The following is a 24,888-nucleotide window of genomic DNA, read 5'->3' as shown; positions in this document are numbered from 1 at the left end:
TCAGAATATGAAATCGTTCTCGTCGAGTTGGTCGATCAAAATGCCGCTGAGCCAGATCGAATTGCCATCGCCCGTGTCGATCCGCACATTCTCGCCGATCGCTTCCATCACGCCATCGGCCTGCAGATCGGCGAAGCTGCCGATCGCAGACACGCCGGACAGGTCGATTTTTTCCAGATCGCTGTTTGCGTCGAAATCGTGGATCATGTCCTGGCCGTGTCCGTCCGCGAAAATGAACGTATCGGCATCGAGATTGCCCCAAAGCTGATCGTCGCCGGCGCCACCATCGATCCTGTCCCCGCCCGCGCCGCCATTGACCACATCCGCGCCGGCACCGGTCGAGATGGTATCATCGCCGCCATAGGCGATGACGATATCGTCGTCATCACCGCCATTCAAAACGTCCGCGTCGTCGGTTCCGTACTGCGGCGGGATTTCCGCGCCGGGCTCTTCGCCCGGTTCCTCTCCGGGTTCTTCGCCAGGCTCCTCTCCGGGCTCTTCGCCCGGTTCCTCTCCGGGCTCTTCGCCCGGTTCCTCTCCGGGTTCCTCGCCCGGTTCTTCTCCGGGTTCCTCGCCCGGCTCCTCTCCGGGTTCTTCACCCGGCTCCTCTCCGGGTTCCTCGCCCGGTTCTTCTCCGGGTTCCTCGCCCGGCTCCTCTCCGGGTTCTTCACCCGGCTCCTCTCCGGGCTCTTCGCCCGGTTCTTCTCCGGGCTCCTCGCCGGGTTCCTCTCCCGGCTCGCACTCTCCATCGCCGGGGTCATTCGACGGCCGGTCATCGCCGTCGTTCGGGACATCAATGTCCCACGGGGCGTCGTCTTCGGCCATGTCCCTGATTTCCTCGAGCAATTCCTCAAGGAAGGCCTCGAGCCAATCAAGCGTTGCGCTGCCGTCGGCCCAGTCGTCGAAATAGTCCGCCTGGCTGAAATTGAACGTGGGCAAGGCCGCCAACAGTTCCGCGATCAGGTCCACAAGCGTTGACGTGTCGAGCGCTTCGTCGCCTTCGTCCGGCGGACTGCCCGAACCGACGTCCGACCAGTCATCGCTCGGTGTACCCGACGAGTCGTCGCCGTTTCCGGGGACGTTCCCGGGCGGGTCCGTGATCGGGGTCGTTCCATCGCTGGCAAAGCCGGAATGAGGATCCAGATCGTCGCCCAGTGACGACAAGGGCCCCGTATCGGACGCGAAGTCCCCGACCCGATCCCACGGGAACCCGGCATTGTCCATGCTTGTCATCAACTCGGCCGGGACCGTGTCCCCGGTCGCGCTGCCATCCACTTCGCCGCGGTTGCCCGTCCGGGCCGCGCGCCCGTCAGTCGCCGCAGACCCATCCGGCATCGCGGCAAGGTCCTGCAGGGCCGCGAAAAGCGCGCCCTGAGGGTCATCGCCACCGAGAATTTTCGATAAGTCCAATGTCTCGATCAGGCTTGGCATGGTGCGTCGGCTGCCCTGGCAATAAAAAAATGGAATGCGGTTAAGGGTGGCCGAGATGGCCACATGCGTCAACCGAGATTGTAGCCTGAAAAGGTTAAATGATCGCAAATACGCCCATAAAAACCGTGTCGAGCGACCTAAGGCGGATGCGGCGCGGGCGGGGCCTGGGCCGCATGACGGGTGTGGCGTCACCCGGCGCGCGCCCGCATCCGTCAAGACGCGGGTCCCGGCGTTGGCGGGGCATGGGGCGGGGTGCGGCCCCGGTCGGGCTTGTGTGACAAGGGCGCCGAATGTATGCCCGACCTGAACAGGACCAAAGAGACGATCGAAGCGATGGACGCCCCCGCGCCGCAGCCCGACGCCGCCAAGCCGGCACAGGACGCCACCCCGCAATCGGCCACCGAAGAGCGCGCCAAGTCGCGCCGCATCGGCAGCCTGCAGGCCCTATGGCCTTTCTTGATGCCTTACAAACCCATGCTGGCCGCCGCGATAACGGCCCTTGTGCTGACGGCGATCGTGTCCCTGACCTTGCCGTTGGCCGTGCGCCGTGTCGTCGACGGGTTCGAAACCGAAAGCTCGGAATTGCTGGATCAGTATTTCCTCGCCGCGCTCGGGATCGCCATCTTGCTCGCCTTTGGCACTGGCCTGCGCTACTACCTCGTCACGCGCCTTGGCGAACGGGTCGTCGCCGACATCCGCAAGGCGGTGTTCGACCGGATGATCGGCATGAGCCCGGCGTTCTACGAGCGCATCATGACCGGCGAGGTGCTCAGCCGCATCACCACCGATACGACGCTGCTGTTAAGTGTCATCTCGTCTTCGATGTCGATCGCATTGCGCAACACGCTGTTGCTGCTGGGCGGTCTGGTCCTGATGCTGTTCACTTCGGCCAAGCTGACGGGGGCGGTGCTGCTGATTGTGCCGCTGGTCATCGTGCCGATCATCATCCTGGGTCGACGGCTAAGGGTGCTGAGCCGTCAGAACCAGGACTGGATCGCGGAAAGCTCGGGCAACGCGTCCGAGGCGCTTCTGTCGGTTCAGACGGTGCAGGCCTTTACCAATGAACGGGCCTCGGCCAGCACTTTTGCCGGGGTGACGGAAAAGAGTTTCGACAGCGCCAGAAAGCGGATCGCGACGCGGGCCGTGATGACGGTGATCGTCATTTCGCTGGTATTTGCCGGCATTGTCGGGGTGCTGTGGGTCGGGGCGCGCGATGTGCGCGGCGACGCGATGTCGATCGGCGAGCTGATCCAGTTCCTGATCTACGCGATCATGGTGGCCGGGGCCGTCGGCGCCTTGTCCGAGATCTGGGGCGAGTTGCAGCGCGCGGCCGGCGCGACCGAACGTCTGGTCGAATTGCTGCGCACCGACGACGCGGTGTCCGACCCCAGCGTCGGCAAACCCCTGGCGCAGGGGGGGCAGGGCGCCATCCGGTTCGACGCGGTGCGCTTTGCCTATCCCACGCGGCCCGACAGCCATGCGCTCGATGGTGTCAGCTTCACGATCCAACCCGGAGAGTCGGTGGCGCTGGTCGGCCCGTCCGGGGCCGGCAAGTCGACCATCTTTCAGCTTTTGCTGCGGTTTTACGATCCGTCCTCGGGGCAGATCACGCTGGACGGCGTGCCATTGACCGACATGCGGCGCGAGACGTTTCGGGCGGCCATGGCCCTTGTGCCGCAGGACCCCGTGATCTTTGCCGCCTCGGCGCGTGAGAATATCCGCTTTGGCCGGCCCGATGCCAGCGATGCCGAGGTCGAGGCCGCCGCCCGCGCCGCTGCGGCCCACGAGTTCCTGTCGAAGCTGCCGCAGGGGTATGACACCTATGTGGGCGAGCGGGGTCTGATGCTCTCGGGCGGCCAGAAACAGCGCATCGCCATTGCCCGCGCGATCCTGCGCGACGCGCCGGTGCTGCTGCTCGACGAGGCCACCAGCGCGCTGGACGCGGAAAGCGAACGCCTTGTGCAACAGGCCGTCACCCGCCTGACCGAGGATCGCACGACCCTGATCGTGGCTCACAGGTTGGCCACGGTGAAGCAGGCCGACCGTATCCTGGTGTTCGACGAGGGCCGCATCGTTGCCGAGGGCACCCATGACAGCCTTGTGGCGCAGGGCGGGCTCTATGCCCGGCTGGCGCGCCTGCAGTTCACCGAAGGTCTGGCTGCGGAATAGCACGCGTTTCGCTGCGTCAGGCTTGCGCGCCTCAGGCAATGCACCCACATTTGCGCGAAGGGGACCCCCGCAGGAGGGCGGGGACAGGACGAGAGGGGAGGACCTGAGCCGTGGTGAGATTCGCCAATCCGCAGGATATCAAGCAGATCGAGGGGGATCTGCCGTGGCCCGACAGTCAGCCGGCCACGACGCTCTACGAGATGCTGAGCAACACCAAGGCCAATCACGGCCCGTTGAACGCCGTCAGCTTTCAGATGTTTTCCGGCCCCAAGGACCCGGCCGAAACGCTGACCTGGACCGAGTTGCATGCGCGCGTGACACAAGCGGCCAACCTGTTCCGGTCGCTTGGGGTCAAAGAGACCGACACCATCGCCTTCGTGCTGCCCAATTCCACGGAAACGGTCGTCACCCTGCTGGGCGGCGCCGTCGCCGGGATCGTGAACCCGATCAACCCCTTGCTGGAACCCGAACAGATCAGTGCCATCCTGCGCGAAACCGACGCCAAGGTCGTGGTCACGCTCAAGGAATTTCCCAAGACCGACGTGGCGCAGAAGATGGCCGAGGCGGTGCGCCATGCGCCTCATGTGCATACCGTGCTCGAGGTTGACCTGCTGCGCTACATGACGGGTCTGAAAAAGCTGATCGTGCCGTTCATCCGGCCCAAGAACCCCGTTGGCCACCATGCCCGCGTCGTCGATTGGGACAGCGAAGTGTCCAAGCATCCGCGCGACGCCCTGACCTTCGAAGACCGCGCCTCGGAACGGGTGGCGGCCTATTTCCATACCGGCGGCACCACCGGCATGCCAAAGGTCGCGCAGCACAATTACAGCGGCATGATCTATAACGGCTGGGTCGGGCACACCCTTCTCTTCACCGAAGAGGACAACGTGATCTGCCCGTTGCCGCTGTTTCACGTCTTTGCCGTGCACGTCATCCTGATGGCGATGATCGCCTCGGGGGCGCATGTGATCTTTCCGACGCCGCAGGGCTACCGGGGCGAGGGGGTGTTCGACAATTTCTGGAAGCTGGTCGAACGGTGGAAGGTGACCTTCATCATCACCGTGCCAACGGCGATCGCCGCCAAGATGCAGCGCCCGGTGAATGCCGATGTGTCGACGGTCAAGACGGCGTTTTCCGGATCGGCCCCTTTGCCGGTCGAACTGTTCCACCGGTTCGAGCGCGCCACGGGCGTCACCCTCGTCGAGGGGTACGGCCTGACAGAGGCGACCTGCCTTGTGTCGTGCAACCCGGTTGACGGCGAGAAAAAGATCGGATCGGTCGGCATTCCCTTTCCGCATTGCAACGTCAAGATCCTCAAGCAAAGCCCCGAAGGTGTGGTGGAATGCGAGGTGGACGAGGTGGGCGAGATCTGTGTCGACAACCCCGGCGTCCGCCAGGGCGGCACCTATACCGAAACCGACAAGAACCGCGATCTCTACCATTTCGGGAACTTCCTGCGCACGGGGGATCTGGGCCGCATCGACCCCGATGGCTATCTCTGGATCACCGGCCGCGCGAAGGACCTGATCATTCGCGGCGGGCACAATATCGACCCTGCCGAGATCGAAGAGGCCCTTGCCGGGCACAAGGATGTCGCCTTTGCCGGGGCCATCGGGCAGCCCGACAGTTTCGCGGGCGAACTGCCTTGCGTTTATGTCGAACTGGTCGAGGACGCGACGGCGAACGAGGACGAACTGATGACCTGGTGTCGCGAACATATCCACGAACGCGCGGCGATCCCCAAGCATCTGGAAATCCTGCCCGAATTGCCCAAGACCGCCGTCGGCAAGATCTTCAAGCCGGATCTGCGCAAACGCGCGATCGCGCGGATCTACGATGCCGCCCTCCAGAAAGAGGGGCTTGCCGCGCATGTGGCCGCCGTGACCGAGGACAAGAAACTGGGTCTGGTTGCGCATCTGGAAAAGACCGGCGACGTGGACGAGGAAAAGCTGACCCATGTCCTGGGGGAATATACCCGGCCATGGCGCTGGAAGGATGTGGCCTGAGGCCTGGCATTCGGGGGGCGCGGGCCGGTGACGGTGCCGCGCCTTTCCAATCCGATCGCGCGGCGGCTGTTTCTCGACCGGCACGCGCTGGCCGAACCGCCGGCCGGACCGGCCAAGGGGCAGGCGCTGGCCGATCTCATCAACCGCTTGGGCTTTGTGCAGGTCGACAGTGTCAACACCTTTGCGCGGGCCCATGACCTGATCCTGTGGTCCCGGCGTGCCAGTTATCGGCCGGCCTCGTTGCGCTGGTTGAACGATCGGGCCCGGGCGACCTTCGAGCATTGGACACATGACGCCTCCATCGTGCCGGTGGCGTTCTTTCCACATTGGCGGTTGCGCTTTGCGCGGGATCGCGCGCGCCTGCATCACCGCTGGAAGGACTGGCATGGCGGCGCCTTCCACGGCGAACTGGACCGTGTGCTGGCGCATGTGGCCGATCACGGCCCCGTCTGCAGCGCCGATTTCTCGGGCGAACGGGCGTCGAAATCGACCGGCTGGTGGGATTGGCACCCCTCCAAGACGGCCCTGGAATACCTCTGGCGCACGGGCGAGTTGTCCGTCACGCGGCGCGACGGCTTCCGCAAGCAGTATGACCTGACCGAGCGTGTCATTCCGGCATCGGTGCGCGACCGGCGGGTCACGTCGGCCGAAACCGTCGATTGGGCCTGCAGCGCCGCCTTGGCGCGGCTGGGGTTTGCAACACGGGGCGAGTTGGCGGCTTTCTGGGCGTTGGTCACACCGCAGGAGGCCGGCGATTGGGTGGCCGGGGCGCTTGCGGATGGCCGCATCGTCGAGGTCGATATCGAGGGGGCCGATGGCCGATTGCGGCGCTCGGTGATGGCGTCCGATCGTCTGGCCGGGCTTGGTTGCGTGCCCGAGCCGCCGCGCCGCATGCGGATCCTCAGCCCGTTCGATCCGGCCCTGCGTGACCGTGCGCGGGCCGAGCGCCTTTTTGGCTTTCGGTATCGGATCGAGATCTTCGTTCCGGCAGCGCAGCGCAGATATGGCTATTACGTGTTTCCCGTATTGGAGGGCGCGCGGATGGTCGGGCGCATCGACATGGCGACGCAAGAGGCCCGAACGCGCCTGGCCGTGCGGGCTTTCTGGCCGGAAGCGGGCGTCGCGATGGGCAAGGGCCGGGTGGCCCGCCTGCAGGCCGAAATCGCGCGGGCGGCGCGGTTCGCGGGCTGTGGTGATGTCACATATGCCAAGGATTGGGTGCGTCCGGCGGCCGCGAAACCTTGACACCCCATGCCCATCGACGCGATCTTATCCACAGATGTTGCATTTGTGAAATTAATGAAAACCAAGGGCATGCAGGCCACGGCTCAGGTGATACACAGGTTTATCCCCATGTTGGCGCTGGTCCTGGCGGCCTGCGTACCGAATGACGCCAGCGGCCCGTCGGTCGCTGCACGCGCGGGCACCTGCCCATCGGAGGTGGGCGTGTTTCGCGCCGGGGCGGCCACGGTGGCCGCGGCCGGGGATGTCCTGTTGCATCGTCTGATCCAGCAGGATGCGACAGCCCGGCCCGAGGGGTTCACACCGGCCTTTGCGCCGGTCGCCCCCTATCTGTCGCGAAGCGATTTGACCATCGTGAACCTCGAAGGCCCGGCCGCGCGGGGTGTTTTGCCCGGCGGTCGCGCGGCGGCGGTCGCGCCCGAAGTCCTGTTCGACGACCGGGTCTATTCCGGCTATCCGCAATTCAACTACCACCCGTCGATCGCCTCGGCGCTTCGGTCGATTGGCATCGATGTCGTCCAGACCGCCAATAATCACGCCCTCGATCGGGGTCCGCTCGGGGTGGATCGAACCCTTGCCGCCTTGGCCGAGGCGGGTTTGCGCAGCACCGGCACGCGCGCGCGGGGTAGCGATGGACCGTGGCACACGACGGTGCGCCTTTCGATGGCCGGTGGGGCGGCGAAGGTGGCCATTCTGGCCTGCACCTATGATGTGAACGGTCTGCCAAACCCGCACGATCAGGCGCTGCTCTGCTATGGATCCAATCCGTCGGTGCCGGGTCTGATCGAGGCCCTTTCCGTGCGGCCACAGATCGACGCGGTCATCCTCACCCCGCACTGGGGGCAGGAATACAGCGCCAGCCCGGATGCGCGGCAACGGCGCCTTGCGCGCGCCGCGATCGAGGCCGGCGCGGCGGCGGTGATCGGGGCGCATCCGCATGTCCTGCAACCGATCGAGGAGATCACGGCATCAGATGGCCGGCGTGGCTTCGTCGCGTATTCGCTGGGCAATTTCCTGTCGTCGCAATGGGCCTTGCCACGGCGCACCGGGGCGATCCTGTATTTCGATCTTGCCCGCGATGCGCGCGGTCGCGTGATCGCGCATCCACCGCGCGCCCTTGTCACCCGTGGCGAACGCTATGCCAGCCAGGGGGTCGCTGTGGCGCCAGCGGCCACGATCCCCAACGGGGCGGCCAGTCTGGCCCATGCCGAACGCATTCTGGGGGCCGGGCGCGTGATCTCGCCCGAGGACCTGGCCTGCGCGCGTTAGATGGGGGCGCTGCCCGCGATCTTCGCCATACGCCCCAGCACATCGACGCCCTGGGTCTTGAGCATGTGCAGCATGTCGATGAACACCCAGTTCTCGGCGAGCTTGTCGCCCTCGCGGCGATAGATGTCGATCACCCGGAACTCGGCCAGTCGGTCGGTGGCGGGCAGGCCCATGAACCCGCCTGTCGGCCGCGCGGTGAAGTTGGGCCAGCCGAAAAAACCGCCGAAATGACCTTCGGCAAGACGGGCGAGGTGGCGAGTCTTGGCCCTGTCGGCAAACCCGGCGCGGAACGGGCCGGAATGCTGTTTCGCGTAGCGCTCGATCGTGTAGGTCGCGCCGATCCCGTGCGGCCCCCACCAGATCATGTCGTCAGCCCATGTGCGCGCCAGTTCCTCTTCGAGCGGCAGGCCAAGGCCCCATGTCCCCAGATCGCCGATCATCGCGTTGATGGCGGCCAGCGTCGCGGCGCCGGCCTCGGGTGGTTGGGCGTCATGAAGCAGCCCGCCATGGCCCAACGGCCCCGGTTGCACCAGATGCGCGGCAGTGGCCGGGCCGAACGGGTCTTGTCCGGCCTGGGCCATGAGGTGGGGGATGTCACAGAAACAAGCGGTTTCGACGATCTTGCCGTGCTCGACACGGTTGAACTCGCAATAGCGCAACATGACGATCTTGCGACTGGGACGGATGCCGAGCCATGGCGCATCGAACAGACCCATCAGGTGACCCATCGACACGACCCAGCAGTTCTCGAACCCGTCCATCTCGTTCAGGCCGGCAAAGAAGATGTCCTCGCGCCGCTGCATGCGGGCGATGGATGACAGAAGCGGCCCCCAGAACCCATGCGCCACCGCCTCGGCACCGTGTAGCGTGTTGAACGGGTGCATGCCGCGCCAGTGCCAATCGGGCGCGGTGCGTTCGGCCAGAACCGCGGCCACGGTGTCGGGCGTGGCGCGCGCCAGCGCCGCGTAATGGTCGCGCACCAGCTGCTTTTCGGCTTGGAACCCGATGGTCACCTCGTCCCTCATCCCTTGACCGCCCCGGCGGTCAGGCCGCTGACGATCTGGCGCTGGAAGAACAGGATCAGCACGAACAGCGGCGCAGTGGCCGAGACCACGGCGGCGACGGCGAACATGACATTGCCCTCTTGTTGGGTGGAGCCGAGGAAGGACGCGATGCGCGGCACCATGGTCTGGTTTTCCTGGCTGAGCAGCATCGCCGTGACGGCAAAGTCGTTATAGGCGAGCAGGAAACTGAACAGGCCCGTGGTGATGACGCCCGGCCACATGACCGGCATGATGACCAGCCGGAAGGATTGGAAGCGCGTGCACCCGTCGACCATGGCGGATTCGTCCAGATCCTTGGGGATGTTGAGGAAGAACGAGTGCAGCATCCATAGCGTGAAGGGCTGGTTGATTGCCACCAGAACGATGATCGTCGTGGGCAGATGCCCCCAGAGGTTCCATTCGAAGAACGGCAGCAGGTAGCCCGAGACCAGTGTGATATGCGGCATGGCGCGAAAGATCAGCGCGATCATCAAGAGCCAGAAGGCATAGCGATAGCCCGAGCGCGCCAGCGCATACCCCCCCAGCGTTCCGAGGGTCAGAGAGATCACGACCGTGGCCGAGACGATGATCGCGGTGCTCAGCACGTTGCGCCAGAACCCCGACTCGATCCACGCCCCCCAATAGCCCTGCCCGGTAAAGCGCGCCCCGGTTTCCTCGAGCGTCAGGGGGCCGCGAATGGCATTCATCCAGTCGGCGCGGGAAAAGAAATCGCCCTGCACCTTGAACGACCCCCACAGCGTCCAGAGGAAGGGAAAGGCGGCGAGGATCAGCCACAGCAGCACGAAGCCCGTGGACAGCACGATCAGGCCGGTGGATTTGCGATGCGCGGCGGCGGACATGACTCAGGCCCTCTTGCGGTTGAAATCGCGCCAGGTGCGGATCAGCACCGGCGTCAGCAGGATGGCGACGCCAAGGATCGTCAGAACCGAGGTCGCCGCGGCCGAGCCGAATTGCTGCGTGTCGCCGCGCAGGTCGGAATAGATGATGTAGCTGAGCGAGGTCGCGCTGGCCTGCGCCTGGAACCCGACGATGGGCTCGAAGACGCGGAAATTGTCCATCAACTGGATCAGCGTGATGAAGACGACCAGCGGCATCAGATGCGGGATCACCACGTAGCGCACCCGCTCCCACCGGCTGGCCCCGTCGATCATGGCGGCCTCGAGCGTTTCCTCGGGCACGGTTTGCAGCCCGGCGTAGAAGACGATGAAAGCGAAGGGGGCCGAGTGCCAGACGCCGTAGACGAACAGCGTCAGCCAGGTCAGCGTCGGCGAGGCCTTGAGCGACAATTCCGGGTCGTCGAAGAGCAATTGCAGCGTGGCCCCGATGATCCCGTCGGCATCGATCATCCAGAACAGAACGAGCGATCCGATCAGCGGGGTCACGATCATCGGCAGAAGCGAGAAGAAGATCGTCACCCCACGCAAGCGTTGCGGCAGGCCGTTGACCCCGAGGGCAATGGCCAGGCCCAGCACCAGGACCAGCGGCGTGACAATGAAGGTGTAGGCCAGGGTAAAGGCAAGCGCCTTGTAGAAGGGCAGGTTCATGACCTGGCTGCCGAACTCGGCCAGGCTGTCGCTTTCGGCCCAGGCCGCGGCCAGTTCATCTGTCGCCAGATGGGCCCGGCTGACATAGGTGCCCAGGCCATTGAACCGCCCCAACGGCTCGGCCTCGCGCAGGGCGCGGGTGGCCTCGCTGTCGACGCGGGTTTCCTCGTTGCAGCCGAATGGGCCGCAGGTTTCCACGACTTCCAGAACCTGCTCGTGTTCGACATGCAGCGACTGGATCACGACCGACACGATCGGCAGCGCGATGAACAGGAACATCGCCGTCAGCGACGGCAGGATGAACCAGAAGAAGGTGCGATGGGGCATGGTGGCCTCGCGTCGGCGCGGAGGGGGACGGGGCGAGGGGGCGGGCAGGGCGGCCGTCGGGCCGCCCTGCCGCTTGGGTGGGTTATTCGAGGAAGCCCTGCTGGCGCGCGGCCGCGATATAGGCCGCCTCGACATCGGCCAGCGCCTGTTCGGCGCTTTCCTCGCCTTGCAGGAACTGCGCCAACTCGTTGCCGAGCGCCGTGTGCATCAGGCCCGCATAGGGCAGCATCGGGTAGGGCGTGGCCCCGGCCTCGGCCGTCGCCGAAACGCCGGCGGCGGGCGCGCCGGGCGTGTAGCCCGCCAGCAGCCAGACGGCGGCATCGTTGTTGGCCGTGATGATTTCGGGGCGCAGGCCGTTCATCAGGGCCACAAAGGTCGCCTCGGCGTCCTCGTCCGAGATATTGGCTGCGATGGTGAACCCGTCCCACCACAGGGTCGAGGCCGGACGATCGCCGCCACCGACGGTCGGGGCCGCGACAAGCATCGTGTTTTCGACGACGCCCTCGGCCGCGCCCTCGTCATCGAGGATGCCGCCCCCGCGCGAGCCCCACATATAGGCCATCGCCAGTTCGCCGGACTCCCACAGCGCCTGCGTGGCGTTGCTGTCGAAGGTCAGGAAATCGGGATTGGCATATTCGTTCAAGGCCGCCAGCATTTCCAGCGCGGCGACACCCTCGGGCGAGTTGATCGCCGGCTCGGCGCTGCCGGGTTCGAACAGGGTGCCGCCCATGCCGAGGATCATGTTGACGAACTCCTCGCCAAGGTTCCAGCCCGAGGCGGTGTTCATCGCCCAGGGGTGGTCCATGATCCCGGCCTCGCGCACAGCGGCCAGCACCTCGAGCACCTCTTCGTAGGTGGTGGGCACCTCGGCGCCGACCTGTTCGAGGATGTCGGTCCGCACGTAGAGGTGCTGGGCGTTGGCCATGAAGGCCACGGCCATGACCTCGCCATCGATGGTGATGCGGTTCAGCGCCGGCAGATCGGGGGCGTGTTCGGCGATCAGATCGTCGAGCGGGCGGATCAGCCCGTCATTCAAAAGCGGCACGATCGACGAATTCGCCACCACTGCGCTGGTGTACTGGGCCGGATCGGCGGTCAGCGCGGCGACCTGGATGTCGCGATGTTCCGTTGTCTGGTTGGCCGTGACCTCGACCGTGTCGCTGGCGCTTCGGCGGCCCCGGCCGCCATCGCCTGCAGCGCGGGAAAGTCGTTCGACAGGATCGCGACGCGGCCGCTGTCGATGGTGCATTCGGCCAGCGCGGCGCCGCCGGTCAGCGCCGTTGCGGCAAGGGTTGCGGCCGTCAGTCTGATGAAGGTCATGGCACAAAGGCTCCCTGATGTGGTCGGCGCGTTCGCGATGCGCCCTTTGTCTTGTCGTCCTCTCGGCATCGGCATTCGCTGCACGGCGAATCGCCAATGCGCTTGCATACGTGTGCAACATTGGGCCAGCAAATCCGTGGCTGACAAGCATTTTCGTCGTTCGAACGGTGTTTGGATTATCTTGCAAAATATGGCTTGCTTGCCTTTTCGGTTTGGCGATAGCGTCGTTGAAAACGTATGCAACATCTGCGCAAGGGTGGACGAACATGGCCGAGATACAGTTGCGCAACCTGTCCAAGCGCTGGGGCAGTTTCGTCGGTGTGGACCGGTTCGACCTGACCATTCCGGACCGCGAGTTTCTTGTGCTGCTGGGGCCGTCGGGCTGTGGCAAGACCACGACGATGCGCATGATCGCGGGGCTCGAGGGGATCACCGAGGGGGAGATCCTGATCGACGGCAAACGCGTCAACGACCTCGACCCCAAGGACCGGGATGTCGCGATGGTGTTTCAGAGCTACGCGCTCTACCCCAATCTCGACGTCTACGAGAACATCCGTTTTCCGCTGAAGGTGCGCAAGGTCGACCCCGCCACCCACAAGGACCGCGTGATGCGGGCCGCCGAGATGGTCGAATTGACCGATTTCCTGCATCGTCGCCCGGCCGAGCTGTCGGGCGGTCAGCGCCAGCGCGTGGCCCTGGCCCGCGCCATCGTGCGTCAGCCCAACGTGTTCCTGATGGACGAGCCTTTGTCGAACCTCGACGCGAAACTGCGCGTGTCGACCCGGGCACAGATCAAGAACCTGTCCCATGAATTGCAGGTCACGACGATCTACGTCACCCACGACCAGATCGAGGCGATGACGCTGGCCGACCGTGTGGTCGTCATGAACAAGGGCGTCGTGCAGCAGGTGGGCAGCCCGACCGAGATCTATGATACCCCGGCGAACACGTTCGTCGCCGGGTTTATCGGCAGCCCGGCCATGAACCTGGTCGACGGCGAGATGCGCGGCGGCACCTTCACCGGGGCGGGCCTGGAGATACCCGGCCTGTCGGCCCCCGATGGCAAGGTCACCCTTGGCTTTCGCGCCGAAGATGCCACGGTCGAGGGCGGCGAGGAGTTGCACGCGCCGATCTACACGCTGGAATTGCTGGGCGACAGCACGATGGTCACCGTCCGCATCGGCGGCGCGCTGGTCTCGGTCAAGGCCCCCCAAGGAGTACCGGGCCGAGATCGGCGACATGTTCCGCGCCCATATCCCCGCCGCGATCTGCCATGTTTTCGACGCCGTCAGTGGCGACCGGATCTGACCCATGCCGACCCGCGACGTGAAAGCCGCGCTGCTCCCGCTCCGCAAGGCGGCGGAAACCACCACGCCGGATAGCCTGCGCCTTGCGCTAGCCGGGGTGATGGCCCCCGATGCCACGGTGCATCTGTGTCACCCGTTCGGGGACCTGTCCGGCCCGGAGGCCCTGTTCGACGCGGCCTATGCCCCGCTGCTGGCCGCCATGCCCGATCTGGAACGGCGCGACATGATCGTGGTGGCCGGCACCACCCCCCAGGGGCAGGATTGGGTGGGCTGCATGGGCAGCTATATGGGCTCTTTTCTGGCGCCGTTTCTGGGCATTCCGCCCACCGGGCATCTGGCCCATATGCGTTATCACGAGTTCTTTTGCATCAAGAACGGGCAGGTCACCGAGATGCAGGCGATCTGGGATATCCCGGAACTGATGATGCAGGCCCGCGCCTGGCCCATGGCGCCACAACTGGGCGCGTTCCTGAACACGCCCGCCCCGATGAGCGGCGATGGCCTGCGCCTGTCCGGCGACGGGCAGGCGGCGCTGGATCATGTCATCGCCATGCTGACCGATCTGTGCCGCTATCCCGCCGAAGGCAGCCCCGAGGTCATGAAGCTCGACCGCTACTGGCACCCGCGGTTCAACTGGTATGGCCCCGCCGGCATCGGCACCGGGCGTGGGGTTGCAGGCTTTCGCCATTGGCACCAGATCCCGTTCCTGCGCGCGATGCCCGACCGCAAGCTGGATGCGATGGGCGATCTGATGTCCCATTGGATCGCCGAGGGCGATGTCGTCGCCGAAACCGGGTGGCCCAATATGCGCCTGACCCTGACGGGCGGCGGCTGGATGGGCCTGCCGCCCAGCCATGGCGAGGTGTTGCTGTGCAGCCTCGATTTCTGGCGGCTCGAAGACGGGCTGATCCGCGAGAACTGGGTGCTGGTCGATCTGCTCGACCTTTATCGCCAGGTCGGCGTCGACGTTCTGGCGCGGGTGGCCGAATTCAACAAGGCCCGCAATCTGGCGGCGGTGCAGATCCCCGATCCGATGGCCGAGGACCTCCGATGACCGAGGCCAAGGTCACCTCTGTCGATGTGGCGCGGCTGGCCGGTGTCAGCCAGTCGGCTGTCAGCCGGGTGTTTTCGGGGGTCGATCCGCCTCGCCATCGACCATCGCCAAGGTCCGCGCGGCCGCCGACCAGCTTGGCTATCGCCCCAATTCGCTGGCCCGCGCCATGATCACCGGCAAAAGCCGGATCATCGGCCTTGTCGTGGCCTATCTCGACAATCAGTTCTATCCGGCCGCCATCCAAAGCCTGGGTCATCGCCTGCGGGCGCGCGGGTACAACATCCTGCTGATGATGGCGGAAAACTCGACCGAAGGGGTGGCGCAGGTGGTCCAAGACCTGATGGCCTATCAGGTCGAGGCGATCATCACCGCCTCGGTCGCCATGTCGTCCGACCTGACCGAGCGCTGCGGCGCGCTTGGCATTCCCGTCGTGATGTTCAACCGCGGTCAGGATGGCGCGGGCTTCAGCGCGATCACATCGGCCAACCGCGCCGGCGGCGCCCGCGTGGCCGAGTTTCTGGTCGCGGGCGGGCACCGGCGCATCGCCCATATCGCCGGCTGGCAGGGCGCCTCGACCGGGCGTGACCGGGCCCAGGGGTTTCTGGCCGCACTCGATCAGGCGGGCCTCGCCCCGGTCGCCGTCACCGACGGCATGTACAATCGCGAGGCCGCAGCACAGGCGGCGCGCGACCTGATGCGCGCAGCCGACCGCCCCGATGCGATCTTCGTCGGGAACGATCACATGGCGTTCGCCGTGATGGATACCCTGCGCAGCGAGTTGGGCCTTTCGGTGCCGGGTGACGTCTCGATCGTGGGCTATGATGACGTGCCGATGGCCGAGTGGCCCGCCTATGATCTGACGACGCTGCGCCAACCGCTCAATCGCATGGTCGAGGCGACGGTCGAGACCGTCCTTGGCCAGATCGAGGACCCGAACCGCCTGCCCGAAAAGATCGAGATTGCCGGGCCGCTGATCCTGCGCGGCTCGGCCCGTATTCCTGAAGGATGGACAAGATGAAGGGTTTCGACCCCAAGTTTCGCGATTTTCCCCATTACATCATCGGGATCACCAAGGAGATCTGGGAAGATCGCGGCATCGCCACGCTGCATGATTATTACGCGCCGGAGATCGTCGTGCGCTCGCCCGCCTCGGTCGTGACCGGCAATGCGGGCGTGATCGCCGCCACCATGGCCACGCTGGCCGAGTTTCCCGACCGAACCCTGTTGGGCGAGGATGTAATCTGGTCGGGCGACCCCGAGGACGGCATGCTGTCCTCCCATCGCATCTTCAGCCAGGCGACCCATTCCGGCGACGGCGTCTACGGCGCGGCGACCGGGGCGCAGCTGGGCTATCGCATCCTCGCCGATTGCCATGCGCGCGACAACATGATCGACGATGAATGGCTGATCCGCGACCAGGGGGCCATCGTGCGCCAGCTGGGGTGGGAGCCGCGCGATTACGCCCGTGACCTGATCGCGCGCGAGGGCGGGCCGCTGGCCTGTGTCAAGCCGATGACTCCGGAAACCGACCGTCCGGGCCCCTATACCGGGCGGGGCAACGATAACGAGTGGGGGCAGCGCCTGTCCGATCTGCTGACCCGCATCATGGCGGCCGATCTGCGGGCCATCCCGCAGGTCTATGACCGGGCCTGTCATCTTGAATATCCCGGTGGCCTGACCGCCCATGGGCACGAGGCCGCGGACTGGTTCTGGATGGGCCTGCGTGCGGCGTTCCCCAACGCCGTCTTCACCATCGAGCACCAGATCGGCCGCGAAGACCCGACCATGCCGCCGCGCGCGGCCGTCCGGTGGAGCCTTTGGGGCAAGCACGAGGGCTGGGGCGCGTTCGGTGCCCCCACCGGCGCGCCCGTCTACGTGATGGGCATCACCCATGCCGAGTTCGGCACGCTGGGCGCGGCCGAGCCGACGCTGCGCCGCGATTACACGCTCTATGACGAAACCGCCATCTGGAAACAGATCCTGCTTTATGCCGGCCCAAATGAATGACGCCCGAGAGAGGGCGCGGAAACCTCGAGGTTTCCGTCCGTTTTCCTCGAGGAAAACGGCGCCCCGTCGACCGACCATGACCCGCAAAGGACCCCACAGATGACCCCGCCCGAGATGGAAGCCCGCATCGTTCGCTACGGCGACCTGAAACCGTGTCGCACCGCGTTCATCGATGCCCATACACCGGGCAGCGACCGAAAGGAGAACTTCACCATCATCGGGGGCGGCGTGTCCGAGGCGGCCGACCAGCACGTCCACATCACGATCCCGCATGGGTTCAATATCGGGGCCGCCGGCCAGCCGCCCAAATGCCGCAACTCCTTGCATTCGCACCGCACGGCCGAGGTGTTTTTCGTCCTGTCGGGGCGGTGGCGCTTTTTCTGGGGGCGCTGGGGCGACGCCGGCGAGGTGGTGCTGGAACCCGGAGACATCTTCAACATCCCGACGGGCATCTTTCGGGGCTTCGAAAACATCGGGGAAGATTACGGGATGATCATGGCGATCCTGGGCGGGGATGACGCGGGCGGTGGCGTGATCTGGGCCCCGCAGGTGATCGAGGACGCCCGCGATCACGGTCTGGTCCTGTCCGCCGAGGGCAAGCTCTATGACACCAAGAGGGGCGAAACCCTGCCCGAGGGCGTGGGCGCGATGCCGTTGCTCACCGAGGAGGAGTTGCAGAACTTCCCCGAGCCCACGACGCGCGAGGTCATTCCCGGCTACGTGGCCCGCTACCTGGACCTTGCGGCCATGGCCGATCGTGACCCCGTTCCGGTGATCGGGGAACACGGCGTTCTGCGCGACAAGCCGGGGTTCGAGGTGGCACTGGTCACCCGCGCCTCCGCGACGCGCCGGATGCACCGGCACGACCGCCCCTCGGTCCTGATGCCGGTCAAGGGCCATTGGCGCGTGGTCTGGCAGGGCAATGACAGCACCCCGGCGGGCGAAGCGACGCTGGCCCCGGGCGACACGATGAGCGTGCCGGAAAACCTCGACCACACCGCTTATCCGTCGATGACCGGCGAGGCCGCCCTGTATCACGTGGTAGGCACCGACGATCCGGCCGGCGGAACTTGGCGCGTCGACGAGCCTTGATTTCCAAAAAAGGGGTTCCTGTATGGCACTAGAGTACTTCCAAGATAGAGGCGAAGAGGTTTCGTGGCGAGCAATACAACTCTGGCCCATCCTTGCCGCCGCAGCGGTATTCAAACCGGAAGAGCAAGGACTATCAGCAGGATTGATCTCATACACAGAAGCTGGGCGGTGGATTGGGTTGCCAGCGTTTGGCCTCTCGCGGCCATTGGGCATCATTGGAATGATTTGCGAACACGAACAACTTCCTAGGTTGAACGCGATTGTGGTGAAGAAGAACAGCACAAATGTACCGGGAAGCGGCGTAATTCTTGCTCCCGAGAATGATTATTCGGAAGAGCAAAGCAATGTGCTGGCTTACGAGTGGTTTTCAGTAGGCGTCCCTGACATCCAGTATGCCCGTTATGTGAATGAGGCCACGAAATGGGGTTGTTGACCACTCATGTCGGATCACTGCCGCGCACGCAGGCGGTGGTCGATTTCATTTTCGCCCGCGAGCATGGCGAAAGCTACGAGCCTGCGGATTTTGACGCCTGCATGGCGCAGGCCGTGATGGAGACTGTGGGCAAACAGAAAGCGGCCGGGGTCGATATCGTCAGCGATGGCGAGACGTCCAAGATCAGCTATGCGACCTATGTCAAGGATCGCTACACCGGCTTTGACGGTGACAGCCCGCGCAACGCGCCTGCCGATCTCAAGCTGTTTCCCAGTTTCCTCAAGCGCATCGCCGAGTCCGGCGGCACGCCGAAATATGCGCGCCCGATGTGCGTGGGCGAGGTACGCTCGAAAGGGCAGGGCGAGCTGGAAAAGGACATCGCCAATCTCAAGGCCGCGATGGAGGCGCACGGGGTCGCGCGCGGGTTCATGAACGCGGCCTCGCCCGGCGTCATCTCGCTGTTTCTGCAGAACGACCACTACCCGACGCGCGAGGCGTATCTTGCCGCGCTGGCTGATGCGATGAAGGCGGAATATGAGACTATCGTGGCCGCCGGGCTGGACCTGCAGCTCGATTGCCCCGACCTGGCCCTGTCGCGTCACATGCTGTTCAACGATCTGTCCGATGCCGAGTTCGTCAAGGTGGCGGCCTCCCATGTCGAGGCGCTGAACCACGCCCTGTCCGAAATCCCCGAGGATCGTGTGCGCATCCACATCTGCTGGGGCAATTACGAGGGGCCGCATGTCTGCGACATTCCCATGGCCAAGATGTTCGACACGCTAGTGTCGGCCAAGGCGCGCTACCTGCTGTTCGAAACCTCGAACCCGCGCCACGGGCATGAATGGACCGTCTGGCGCGACCGCGCCGCCGATATCCCCGAGGACAAGGTGCTGGTCCCCGGTGTGGTCGATACGACAACGAATTTCGTCGAACATCCCGACCTTGTGGCGCAGCGCCTGCAGAGGTTTGTCGAGATCGTGGGGGCCGATCGCGTGATCGCCGGCTCGGATTGCGGATTTGGCACCTTTGCCGGGTTTGGCGCGGTCGATCCGGAGATCGCCTATGCCAAGCTTGCCGCGATGGTCGAGGGCGCGCGGCAGATCGCATGACACCGCTGGTCCTGTTGCCGGGCATGATGTGCGACCGCCGGTTGTTCGAACCGCAGATCGCGGCAGTGTCACCCGGTCGCTCGGTCGTCGTCGGCGATCTGACGGGCGCGGATACCGTGCAGGATCTGGCGACGCAGGTGCTTGCGCAGGCGCCTGCGCGGTTTGCGCTGGCCGGGTTGTCGATGGGCGGCATCGTGGCGATGGAGGTCCTTCGTCAGGCGCCTGACCGCGTGGCGGGGCTGGCCTTGCTCGATACGAACCCCCTTGCGGAACAACCCGAGGTCAAGGCCCGGCGCGGTCCGCAGATGGCCAAGGTGCGCGCGGGTCTTCTGGATCAGGTCATGCGCGAAGAGCTCAAACCCAACTACCTGGCCGCCGGCGGCAAGACCCATGCCGAGATCCTCGATCTGTGCATGGCCATGGCCCGCACTCTGGGGCCCGAGGTCTTCCTGCGACAGTCGGTTGCCCTGCGTGACCGGCCCGATCAGCAGGCGACGCTGGCCGCGGTCGAGGTCCCGTCGCTGATCCTGTGCGGAGCCGAGGATCGGCTGTGCCCGCCTGACCGGCATCGGCTGATGCACCGCCTGATCCCGGCGGCGACGCTGGTCATGGTCGCGAGGGCCGGCCATCTGCCGACATTGGAGCAGCCCGCGCCCGTGACCGCCGCGATGGCCGACTGGCTCGGGCAGGTGGATCTGCCGTTGGGCGATGCGCTATCGGCGCGCAAGGCCCCGTCGCCGGGCAATCCGGATTGACCTGAGTCATGTCAGCCGGCCGACCCCACGCCCTAGGCTGAGCGCATCCGGTTGTCCCGGACCGTGCAAAAGGGTGGTCGACAAATGGACATGATGCTCCCGATTGCGGGGTGCGCCGCGGGCCGTGTGCCACGTGTCGTACCTCTTGCAGAGGTGGCGCGATGACCGGGCGGGGCCTGTCGCTTGCGCTGCAGCGGGCCGTGACGGTCGCGCTGTTACTGGCTGCATGCATCGCCGCGGCGCGCCTGTCCTGGGCCGCGGGTGTGGGCTTGGGTGTGCTTGCCCTTGTCGTTTACGTTGCCGCCCCGATCCCCAAGCCGCCTGCCGACGCTTGGGTCTATGACCGCGGTCCTGCCGTGATCGGCCCGGATTTGCTCAGCTTTCTGTTCGCGCCGCCATTCCTTGCGATCCCGTTCTGGGCCGAACCCGCCTGGCCTATGGGGGGCGGCGCGCTGCATCCTTCGGCGGTGCTGGCCTGGCCGGCCGGGCTGTTCTTCCTGATCTTCACCGGCATCGGGTGGCACTATGCCGCGATGGCCGTGCGCATCACGCAAACAGGGCTGGAGGTCGAGACCGGTCGCCGCCGCTTTGCGGTGCCCTTCGCCGAGATGGCCGAAATCGGGCCGTGGCGGCGCGGCTTGCCGCGGTGGGTTAGGGCGCTTGCCCCGTTGGCGTTGGCGCTCGGTCGGCCGGGGGCGGCAGGGGCGATCATGATCGCCCGCGACAGCAACGGGATATCGATTGCGCGGCGCTCGGGCCCGCCGGTCGTGATCGGCTCGGACGCGTTCGCGCGCGCGACCAAGGCGATCCTGACCGCCTGCCAACAGCATGACGTGCCGATTGCCCGATCCTTGCTGCGCTAGCGCGAAAGGGCAGGCGCCCGATGGCGCGGTTAGGATCGTGGCCGCGTCTTTTGCGGGTCGTAATGGGGAAAGGGCACGACACGGGCGGCGTATCGTTTCAGGTGCCCGTCCAATTGCCCGACTTGCAGCTGGGTGCCCTCGGCGGCATGGGCCACGTCCAGCCGCGCCAGTGCAATCCATTGGCCGGTTCGGGGCGAGCGCATGGCGGAACAGACCTCGCCCACCTGAGCGCGCCCGACGCGGAGGCAATCGCCATGGGCCAAGGCGTTCTGCCCTTCGATCTCCAAACCCACGAACTTGCGCGAGGGGTGTTCCTTGCGCCGTGACAACGCCTCGCGCCCGACGAAATCGGCAGTCTTGGATTTCAGCGGTACGGTAAAGCCGATCCCGGCCTCGAACGGGTCGGTCTGGTCCGAGAAATCGTAACCGGCAAAGACCAGCCCCGCCTCGATCCGCACCATGTCCAGCCCGGCCAAGCCCATCGGCCGGATGCCCATCGGCTGCCCCGCCTGCCAGATGGCGTCGAAAATCGCGCGCCCATCCTTTGGGTGGCAAAAGACCTCGTAGCCCAATTCGCCCGTATAGCCCGTGCGCGAAATGACCACCGGCACCCCCTCGGGGCCGCCGAGGCGCGCCGGGGCAAAGCGGAACCACCCCATTTCCGACAAATCGACATGATGGGGCGCGGTCCAGAAGATCGAGGTGATCAGCTCGCGCGATTTCGGCCCCTGGACCGCAAGGTTGTGCATCTGGTCGGTCGAGGACCGGATCATCACGTTCAGGCCAAGGCGATGTGCCTCTTCGCGCATCCATGCGCCGCCCTCGTCCGAGCCGCCGATCCAGCGGAAATTATGCTGGCCCAACCGAAACAGGGTGCCATCGTCGATCATGCCGCCATGGGGGTAGCACATGGCAGAATAGACGACCTGCCCGATGGCCAGTTTTTCGACATTGCGCGTCAGCACCCAGTTCAGCAGCGCCTCGGCATCGGGGCCGGTCACCTCGAATTTGCGCAACACCGACAGGTCCACCACAACGACCCCCTCGCGGCAGGCCCAATAGCTTTCGACCGCATCGCATTGCGGGAAGCTGTTGGGCAGCCAAAAGCCGTTATAGTCCGCGAAATCGCGTGTCATCGCGGCAAAGCTGTCGTGAAAGGCGCTTTCTCGCGTCATGATCGGGTCCTCGTCAGGGGTCGGGCGCCAGGCCGTGGCGCGGGAAAACCGCTCATCCGCGCTGTAGGTGCGCAGATGAATGTCGGTCAGGTGCCAGCCATTGGCGGCGCTTGTGTCATCGGGACAGGCGGACGACACGCAGATCAGGTCGGTCAGCGCGCGCAACAGCACGTAATCGCCGGGGCGCGACCACGGCTCGTCGGCATACATCACGCCGTCATGGTCGATGGCGGTGTTGAAAAAGAAATTCGCCGCCATCCAGCCGGGGGCGTCCGGGGATGCCGTAGTCCGCAAGTTCCGCGTTGAAATTGTCGGAACAGTTGGCGTGCCCCGGATAGCCGATATCGTCGTAATACTTGGCGTTGCAGGCCAGGGCGAAGGCATCGTGGCGGCCGCAGGTGTCCTGGACCACCTCGACCAGAGGGGTCAGGTCTTGGTCGAAATACTTCGCATGCAACCCCGGCATCGGGTAGGCATGGCCCTGGATCGTGCGGGTGCTGGTCACGTCGAGCGGGTGGAAGATACCCCTGTCGACCTTGCGCGCATCAAAGCATTGGAAATCGGTGCACTGGCGGCCGTCGACATCCATGATCTGGATGAACTCGCCCTTTTTCACACGGTAGGCGCGCGCGGTGGCAGAAGCCACGCGGATGTCCTGCAGCGGGTCAGCCAGCGGGTCGGGCAAGGCATAGCTGCCAGCATGGCGGGGCGTTGCGCGGGTGATCGTGACCGACAGCGGCGTGGCCGTTAATTGCGCCTCGAAATCCGGGGCGGGTGCGGGCGCGGTGATCAACACCCAACCTGCCGCTTGGGCGGTCAGGCTGACCGCCTCGCCAGCCGGGGTTTTCGGACCGAAAAGGCCTATGGCGGGTGCGTTGGCGATCTCGATCTCCCGTCGCGCCAACCCTGCCCGCAGACGCGCCATGCCGGGGCGGTCACTGGCCAGCGTGGCGCGCAACCCGTCGCCCGCGGCATCTGCCGATGCGCCCAAAAGCCCCGGCGCGATGCGTCCGGCCGCGTCAGCAACCAGCATTTCGCCCATCTGCCCGCCCTCGGCATTGGTGATGGCGATGCGGTCGCCGGGTTTGACCTCCCACAGGGCGGCACCGCCGCCGGGCACGCTATGGCGTTCCTCGGTCGGGGCCAGGCGATAGGCGGCGGCGCGCCGCGCATGCGAGCTTTTGGGCGGTCCGGGGCGAAAGGGCAGGCCGGAAGGGTCGAGGATCACGGGGGGCTCCAACGGTCGTATGGAAAATGACCGGGGGGCACATTGCGCGCCCCCCGGCGGGACAGAGCGATGCGCTCAGTTCTGCAGGTAGGCTTCCATGCTGTCGTCGAGCGCATCCTTCCAGGGGGTGTGATGGATCGGCGCCATCGTGCCGGTGATGACCGATTTGTAGCAGTTGTTGCGAAACGCCATGATGTCCTGTGCCTTGTGCTTCTTCCACTGCAGGAACGCCTCGGTCGCGCCGTCCACGTCGAAGGACGGGTAATCGGTATCCGCGATCAGTTCCTTGATGTAATCGGCCTGGTAGGTGATGGCGTATTTCACATCGTCCGAGGCCTCTTCGCGCGCCTCGCGTTCGGCCACGTCGGCCATCAGCACCTGCTTGTCGGCGGGCACCGCGATCCGGCCCAGGATGATGTCGCGCACATACCACGCCTGCGCATCGAACATGTTGAAGGTGAACCACTGGTCCTGCATCCCAAGATAGAACAGCTTGGGGTTATGCACATAGGCCACCCCCTTGTAGAGGTCGGCCGTGGCCAGCCGGTTGGCCGTTTTCAGGCGCAGATCGTCGGGCAGGAACGGGAAATAATGCCTGTAGCCCGTGCACAGGATGATCGCGTCGACATCCTTGGTGGTGCCGTCCTTGAAGAACACCGTCTTGCCCACGACCTTTTCCATCGCGGGCTTTTCTTCCCAGTTGTCGGGCCAGGCGAACCCCATGGGCGCCGAGCGATAGCAACTGGTGATCGACCTGGCGCCGTATTTCCAGCATTGCGAGCCGACATCCTCGGCCGAGTAGGACGATCCGACCACCAGCACATCCTTGCCCGCGAACTCGCGCGCATCGCGGAAGTCATGGGCATGCACGATCCGGCCGTTGAACTGGTCGAAACCGGGGTATTCCGGCACATTGGGTGACGAGAAATGCCCCGACGCCACGATCACGTGGTCGAAACGTTCCTTGTAGACGCGATCTGCGACCATGTCGTGCACCGTCACCTCGAAATCGCCCGCCGCCTCGTCATAGTCGACCCAGCGGATGACCGAGGAAAAGCGGATCCAGTCGCGGACATTGGCCTTGAGCACACGGCCTTCGATATAATCGAACAACACCGCCCGCGGCGGGTAGGAGGCGATCTGCTTGCCGAAATGCTCCTCGAAGGAATAGTCGGCGAATTCCAGACCTTCCTTGGGTCCGTTCGACCACAGGTAGCGATACATCGAGCCATGAACCGGTTCGCCGTTTTCATCGACGCCGGTACGCCATGTGTAATTCCACAGCCCGCCCCAATTCGATTGCTTTTCGAAACAGACGATCTCGGGGATGTCGGCACCTTTCTGGGCGGCGGACTGGAACGCCCGCAGTTGCGCAAGGCCCGAGGGGCCGGCACCGATTACGGCGACTCGTTTTGTCATGGTCATAGCTCCATTGGTTCGCTGCTTTGGTATGAACCAATCTTCACAACTGGTTCTATCTGATGACTTCGGTG

17 protein-coding genes and 3 pseudogenes are annotated in these 24,888 nt (G+C 65.2%); 13 read left to right on the top strand and 7 right to left on the bottom strand.

All coding sequences use genetic code 11. The features are described 5' to 3' along the window. Positions 1–1,431, bottom strand: a complete 1,431-nt coding sequence (locus ROSELON_RS18890) for a calcium-binding protein (RefSeq protein ID WP_245605376.1) — start codon at positions 1,429–1,431, stop codon at positions 1–3. 333 nt (positions 1,432–1,764) lie between these two features. On the opposite strand from ROSELON_RS18890, the gene ROSELON_RS16770 reads away from it, so the two are divergent. From ROSELON_RS16770 to ROSELON_RS16755, 4 genes are all read left to right on the top strand, one after another. Next, positions 1,765–3,600: an ABC transporter transmembrane domain-containing protein gene (locus ROSELON_RS16770; protein WP_051508490.1), complete on the top strand. Its 1,836-nt coding sequence runs from the start codon at positions 1,765–1,767 to the stop codon at positions 3,598–3,600. 113 nt (positions 3,601–3,713) lie between these two features. Next, a complete protein-coding gene (locus ROSELON_RS16765) occupies positions 3,714–5,606 on the top strand; it encodes an acyl-CoA synthetase (protein ID WP_025313441.1) in 1,893 nt (630 codons plus the stop codon). 27 nt (positions 5,607–5,633) lie between these two features. Beyond that, positions 5,634–6,851 (top strand): winged helix-turn-helix domain-containing protein, encoded by a 1,218-nt coding sequence (locus ROSELON_RS16760; RefSeq protein WP_025313440.1) that lies wholly within the window; start codon positions 5,634–5,636, stop codon positions 6,849–6,851. A 108-nt stretch (positions 6,852–6,959) separates the two neighbouring features. Then, positions 6,960–8,117: a CapA family protein gene (locus ROSELON_RS16755; protein WP_198020773.1), complete on the top strand. Its 1,158-nt coding sequence runs from the start codon at positions 6,960–6,962 to the stop codon at positions 8,115–8,117. Here ROSELON_RS16755 and ROSELON_RS16750 read toward each other — a convergent pair. The 4 genes from ROSELON_RS16750 to ROSELON_RS16735 form a co-directional block, all read right to left on the bottom strand. Next, positions 8,114–9,124 carry a nuclear transport factor 2 family protein gene (locus ROSELON_RS16750; RefSeq protein WP_025313438.1) on the bottom strand — a complete coding sequence of 337 codons (1,011 nt, stop codon included), beginning with the start codon at positions 9,122–9,124 and terminating at the stop codon, positions 8,114–8,116. The two genes, ROSELON_RS16755 and ROSELON_RS16750, sit on opposite strands and share 4 nt — an antisense overlap. 14 nt (positions 9,125–9,138) lie before the next feature. Then, entirely contained in the window at positions 9,139–10,020 is an 882-nt protein-coding gene (locus tag ROSELON_RS16745; RefSeq protein WP_025313437.1) for a carbohydrate ABC transporter permease, read from the bottom strand. Between the two features lie 3 nt (positions 10,021–10,023). Continuing rightward, positions 10,024–11,052, bottom strand: a complete 1,029-nt coding sequence (locus tag ROSELON_RS16740; protein WP_025313436.1) for a carbohydrate ABC transporter permease — start codon at positions 11,050–11,052, stop codon at positions 10,024–10,026. 82 nt (positions 11,053–11,134) lie between these two features. Then, positions 11,135–12,301, bottom strand: coding sequence for an ABC transporter substrate-binding protein (locus ROSELON_RS16735; RefSeq protein ID WP_342665307.1), 1,167 nt, complete (start codon positions 12,299–12,301; stop codon positions 11,135–11,137). Between the two features lie 337 nt (positions 12,302–12,638). Here ROSELON_RS16735 and ROSELON_RS16730 point away from each other — a divergent pair. From ROSELON_RS16730 to ROSELON_RS16695, 9 genes and pseudogenes are all read left to right on the top strand, one after another. Beyond that, positions 12,639–13,680, top strand: a pseudogene (locus ROSELON_RS16730) (ABC transporter ATP-binding protein). 3 nt (positions 13,681–13,683) lie between these two features. After that, complete coding sequence (locus tag ROSELON_RS16725) at positions 13,684–14,733, top strand: ester cyclase (protein ID WP_025313435.1); 1,050 nt, start codon at positions 13,684–13,686, stop codon at positions 14,731–14,733. After that, positions 14,730–15,751 (top strand): annotated as a pseudogene (locus ROSELON_RS16720) (LacI family DNA-binding transcriptional regulator). The gene ROSELON_RS16725 and the pseudogene ROSELON_RS16720 overlap by 4 nt, the downstream one beginning before the upstream one ends. Further along, positions 15,748–16,740 carry a nuclear transport factor 2 family protein gene (locus ROSELON_RS16715; RefSeq protein WP_025313434.1) on the top strand — a complete coding sequence of 331 codons (993 nt, stop codon included), beginning with the start codon at positions 15,748–15,750 and terminating at the stop codon, positions 16,738–16,740. Before ROSELON_RS16720 ends, ROSELON_RS16715 begins: the two are co-directional and overlap by 4 nt. Before the next feature lie 99 nt (positions 16,741–16,839). Then, positions 16,840–17,832 carry a cupin domain-containing protein gene (locus ROSELON_RS16710; RefSeq protein WP_025313433.1) on the top strand — a complete coding sequence of 331 codons (993 nt, stop codon included), beginning with the start codon at positions 16,840–16,842 and terminating at the stop codon, positions 17,830–17,832. Between the two features lie 22 nt (positions 17,833–17,854). Then, positions 17,855–18,265, top strand: coding sequence for a hypothetical protein (locus ROSELON_RS18310; RefSeq protein WP_156945975.1), 411 nt, complete (start codon positions 17,855–17,857; stop codon positions 18,263–18,265). Then, entirely contained in the window at positions 18,253–19,374 is a 1,122-nt protein-coding gene (locus ROSELON_RS16705; protein ID WP_025313432.1) for a cobalamin-independent methionine synthase II family protein, read from the top strand. Before ROSELON_RS18310 ends, ROSELON_RS16705 begins: the two co-directional genes overlap by 13 nt. Then, positions 19,371–20,129 (top strand): alpha/beta fold hydrolase, encoded by a 759-nt coding sequence (locus ROSELON_RS16700; RefSeq protein ID WP_025313431.1) that lies wholly within the window; start codon positions 19,371–19,373, stop codon positions 20,127–20,129. Before ROSELON_RS16705 ends, ROSELON_RS16700 begins: the two co-directional genes overlap by 4 nt. A gap of 161 nt (positions 20,130–20,290) precedes the next feature. Then, a complete protein-coding gene (locus ROSELON_RS16695) occupies positions 20,291–20,992 on the top strand; it encodes a hypothetical protein (protein ID WP_025313430.1) in 702 nt (233 codons plus the stop codon). 29 nt (positions 20,993–21,021) lie between these two features. Here the strand turns inward: ROSELON_RS16695 and ROSELON_RS16690 are convergent. After that, positions 21,022–23,392, bottom strand: a pseudogene (locus ROSELON_RS16690) (DUF1989 domain-containing protein). Between the two features lie 78 nt (positions 23,393–23,470). Further along, positions 23,471–24,814: an NAD(P)-binding domain-containing protein gene (locus tag ROSELON_RS16685; RefSeq protein WP_025313429.1), complete on the bottom strand. Its 1,344-nt coding sequence runs from the start codon at positions 24,812–24,814 to the stop codon at positions 23,471–23,473. Positions 24,815–24,888 lie beyond the last annotated feature (74 nt).

The organism is Roseibacterium elongatum DSM 19469, from assembly GCF_000590925.1.
Lineage (GTDB): Bacteria > Pseudomonadota > Alphaproteobacteria > Rhodobacterales > Rhodobacteraceae > Roseibacterium > Roseibacterium elongatum.
Note: the sequence above shows the minus strand (reverse complement) of the source record. Positions and strands in the feature narration are given on the sequence as shown.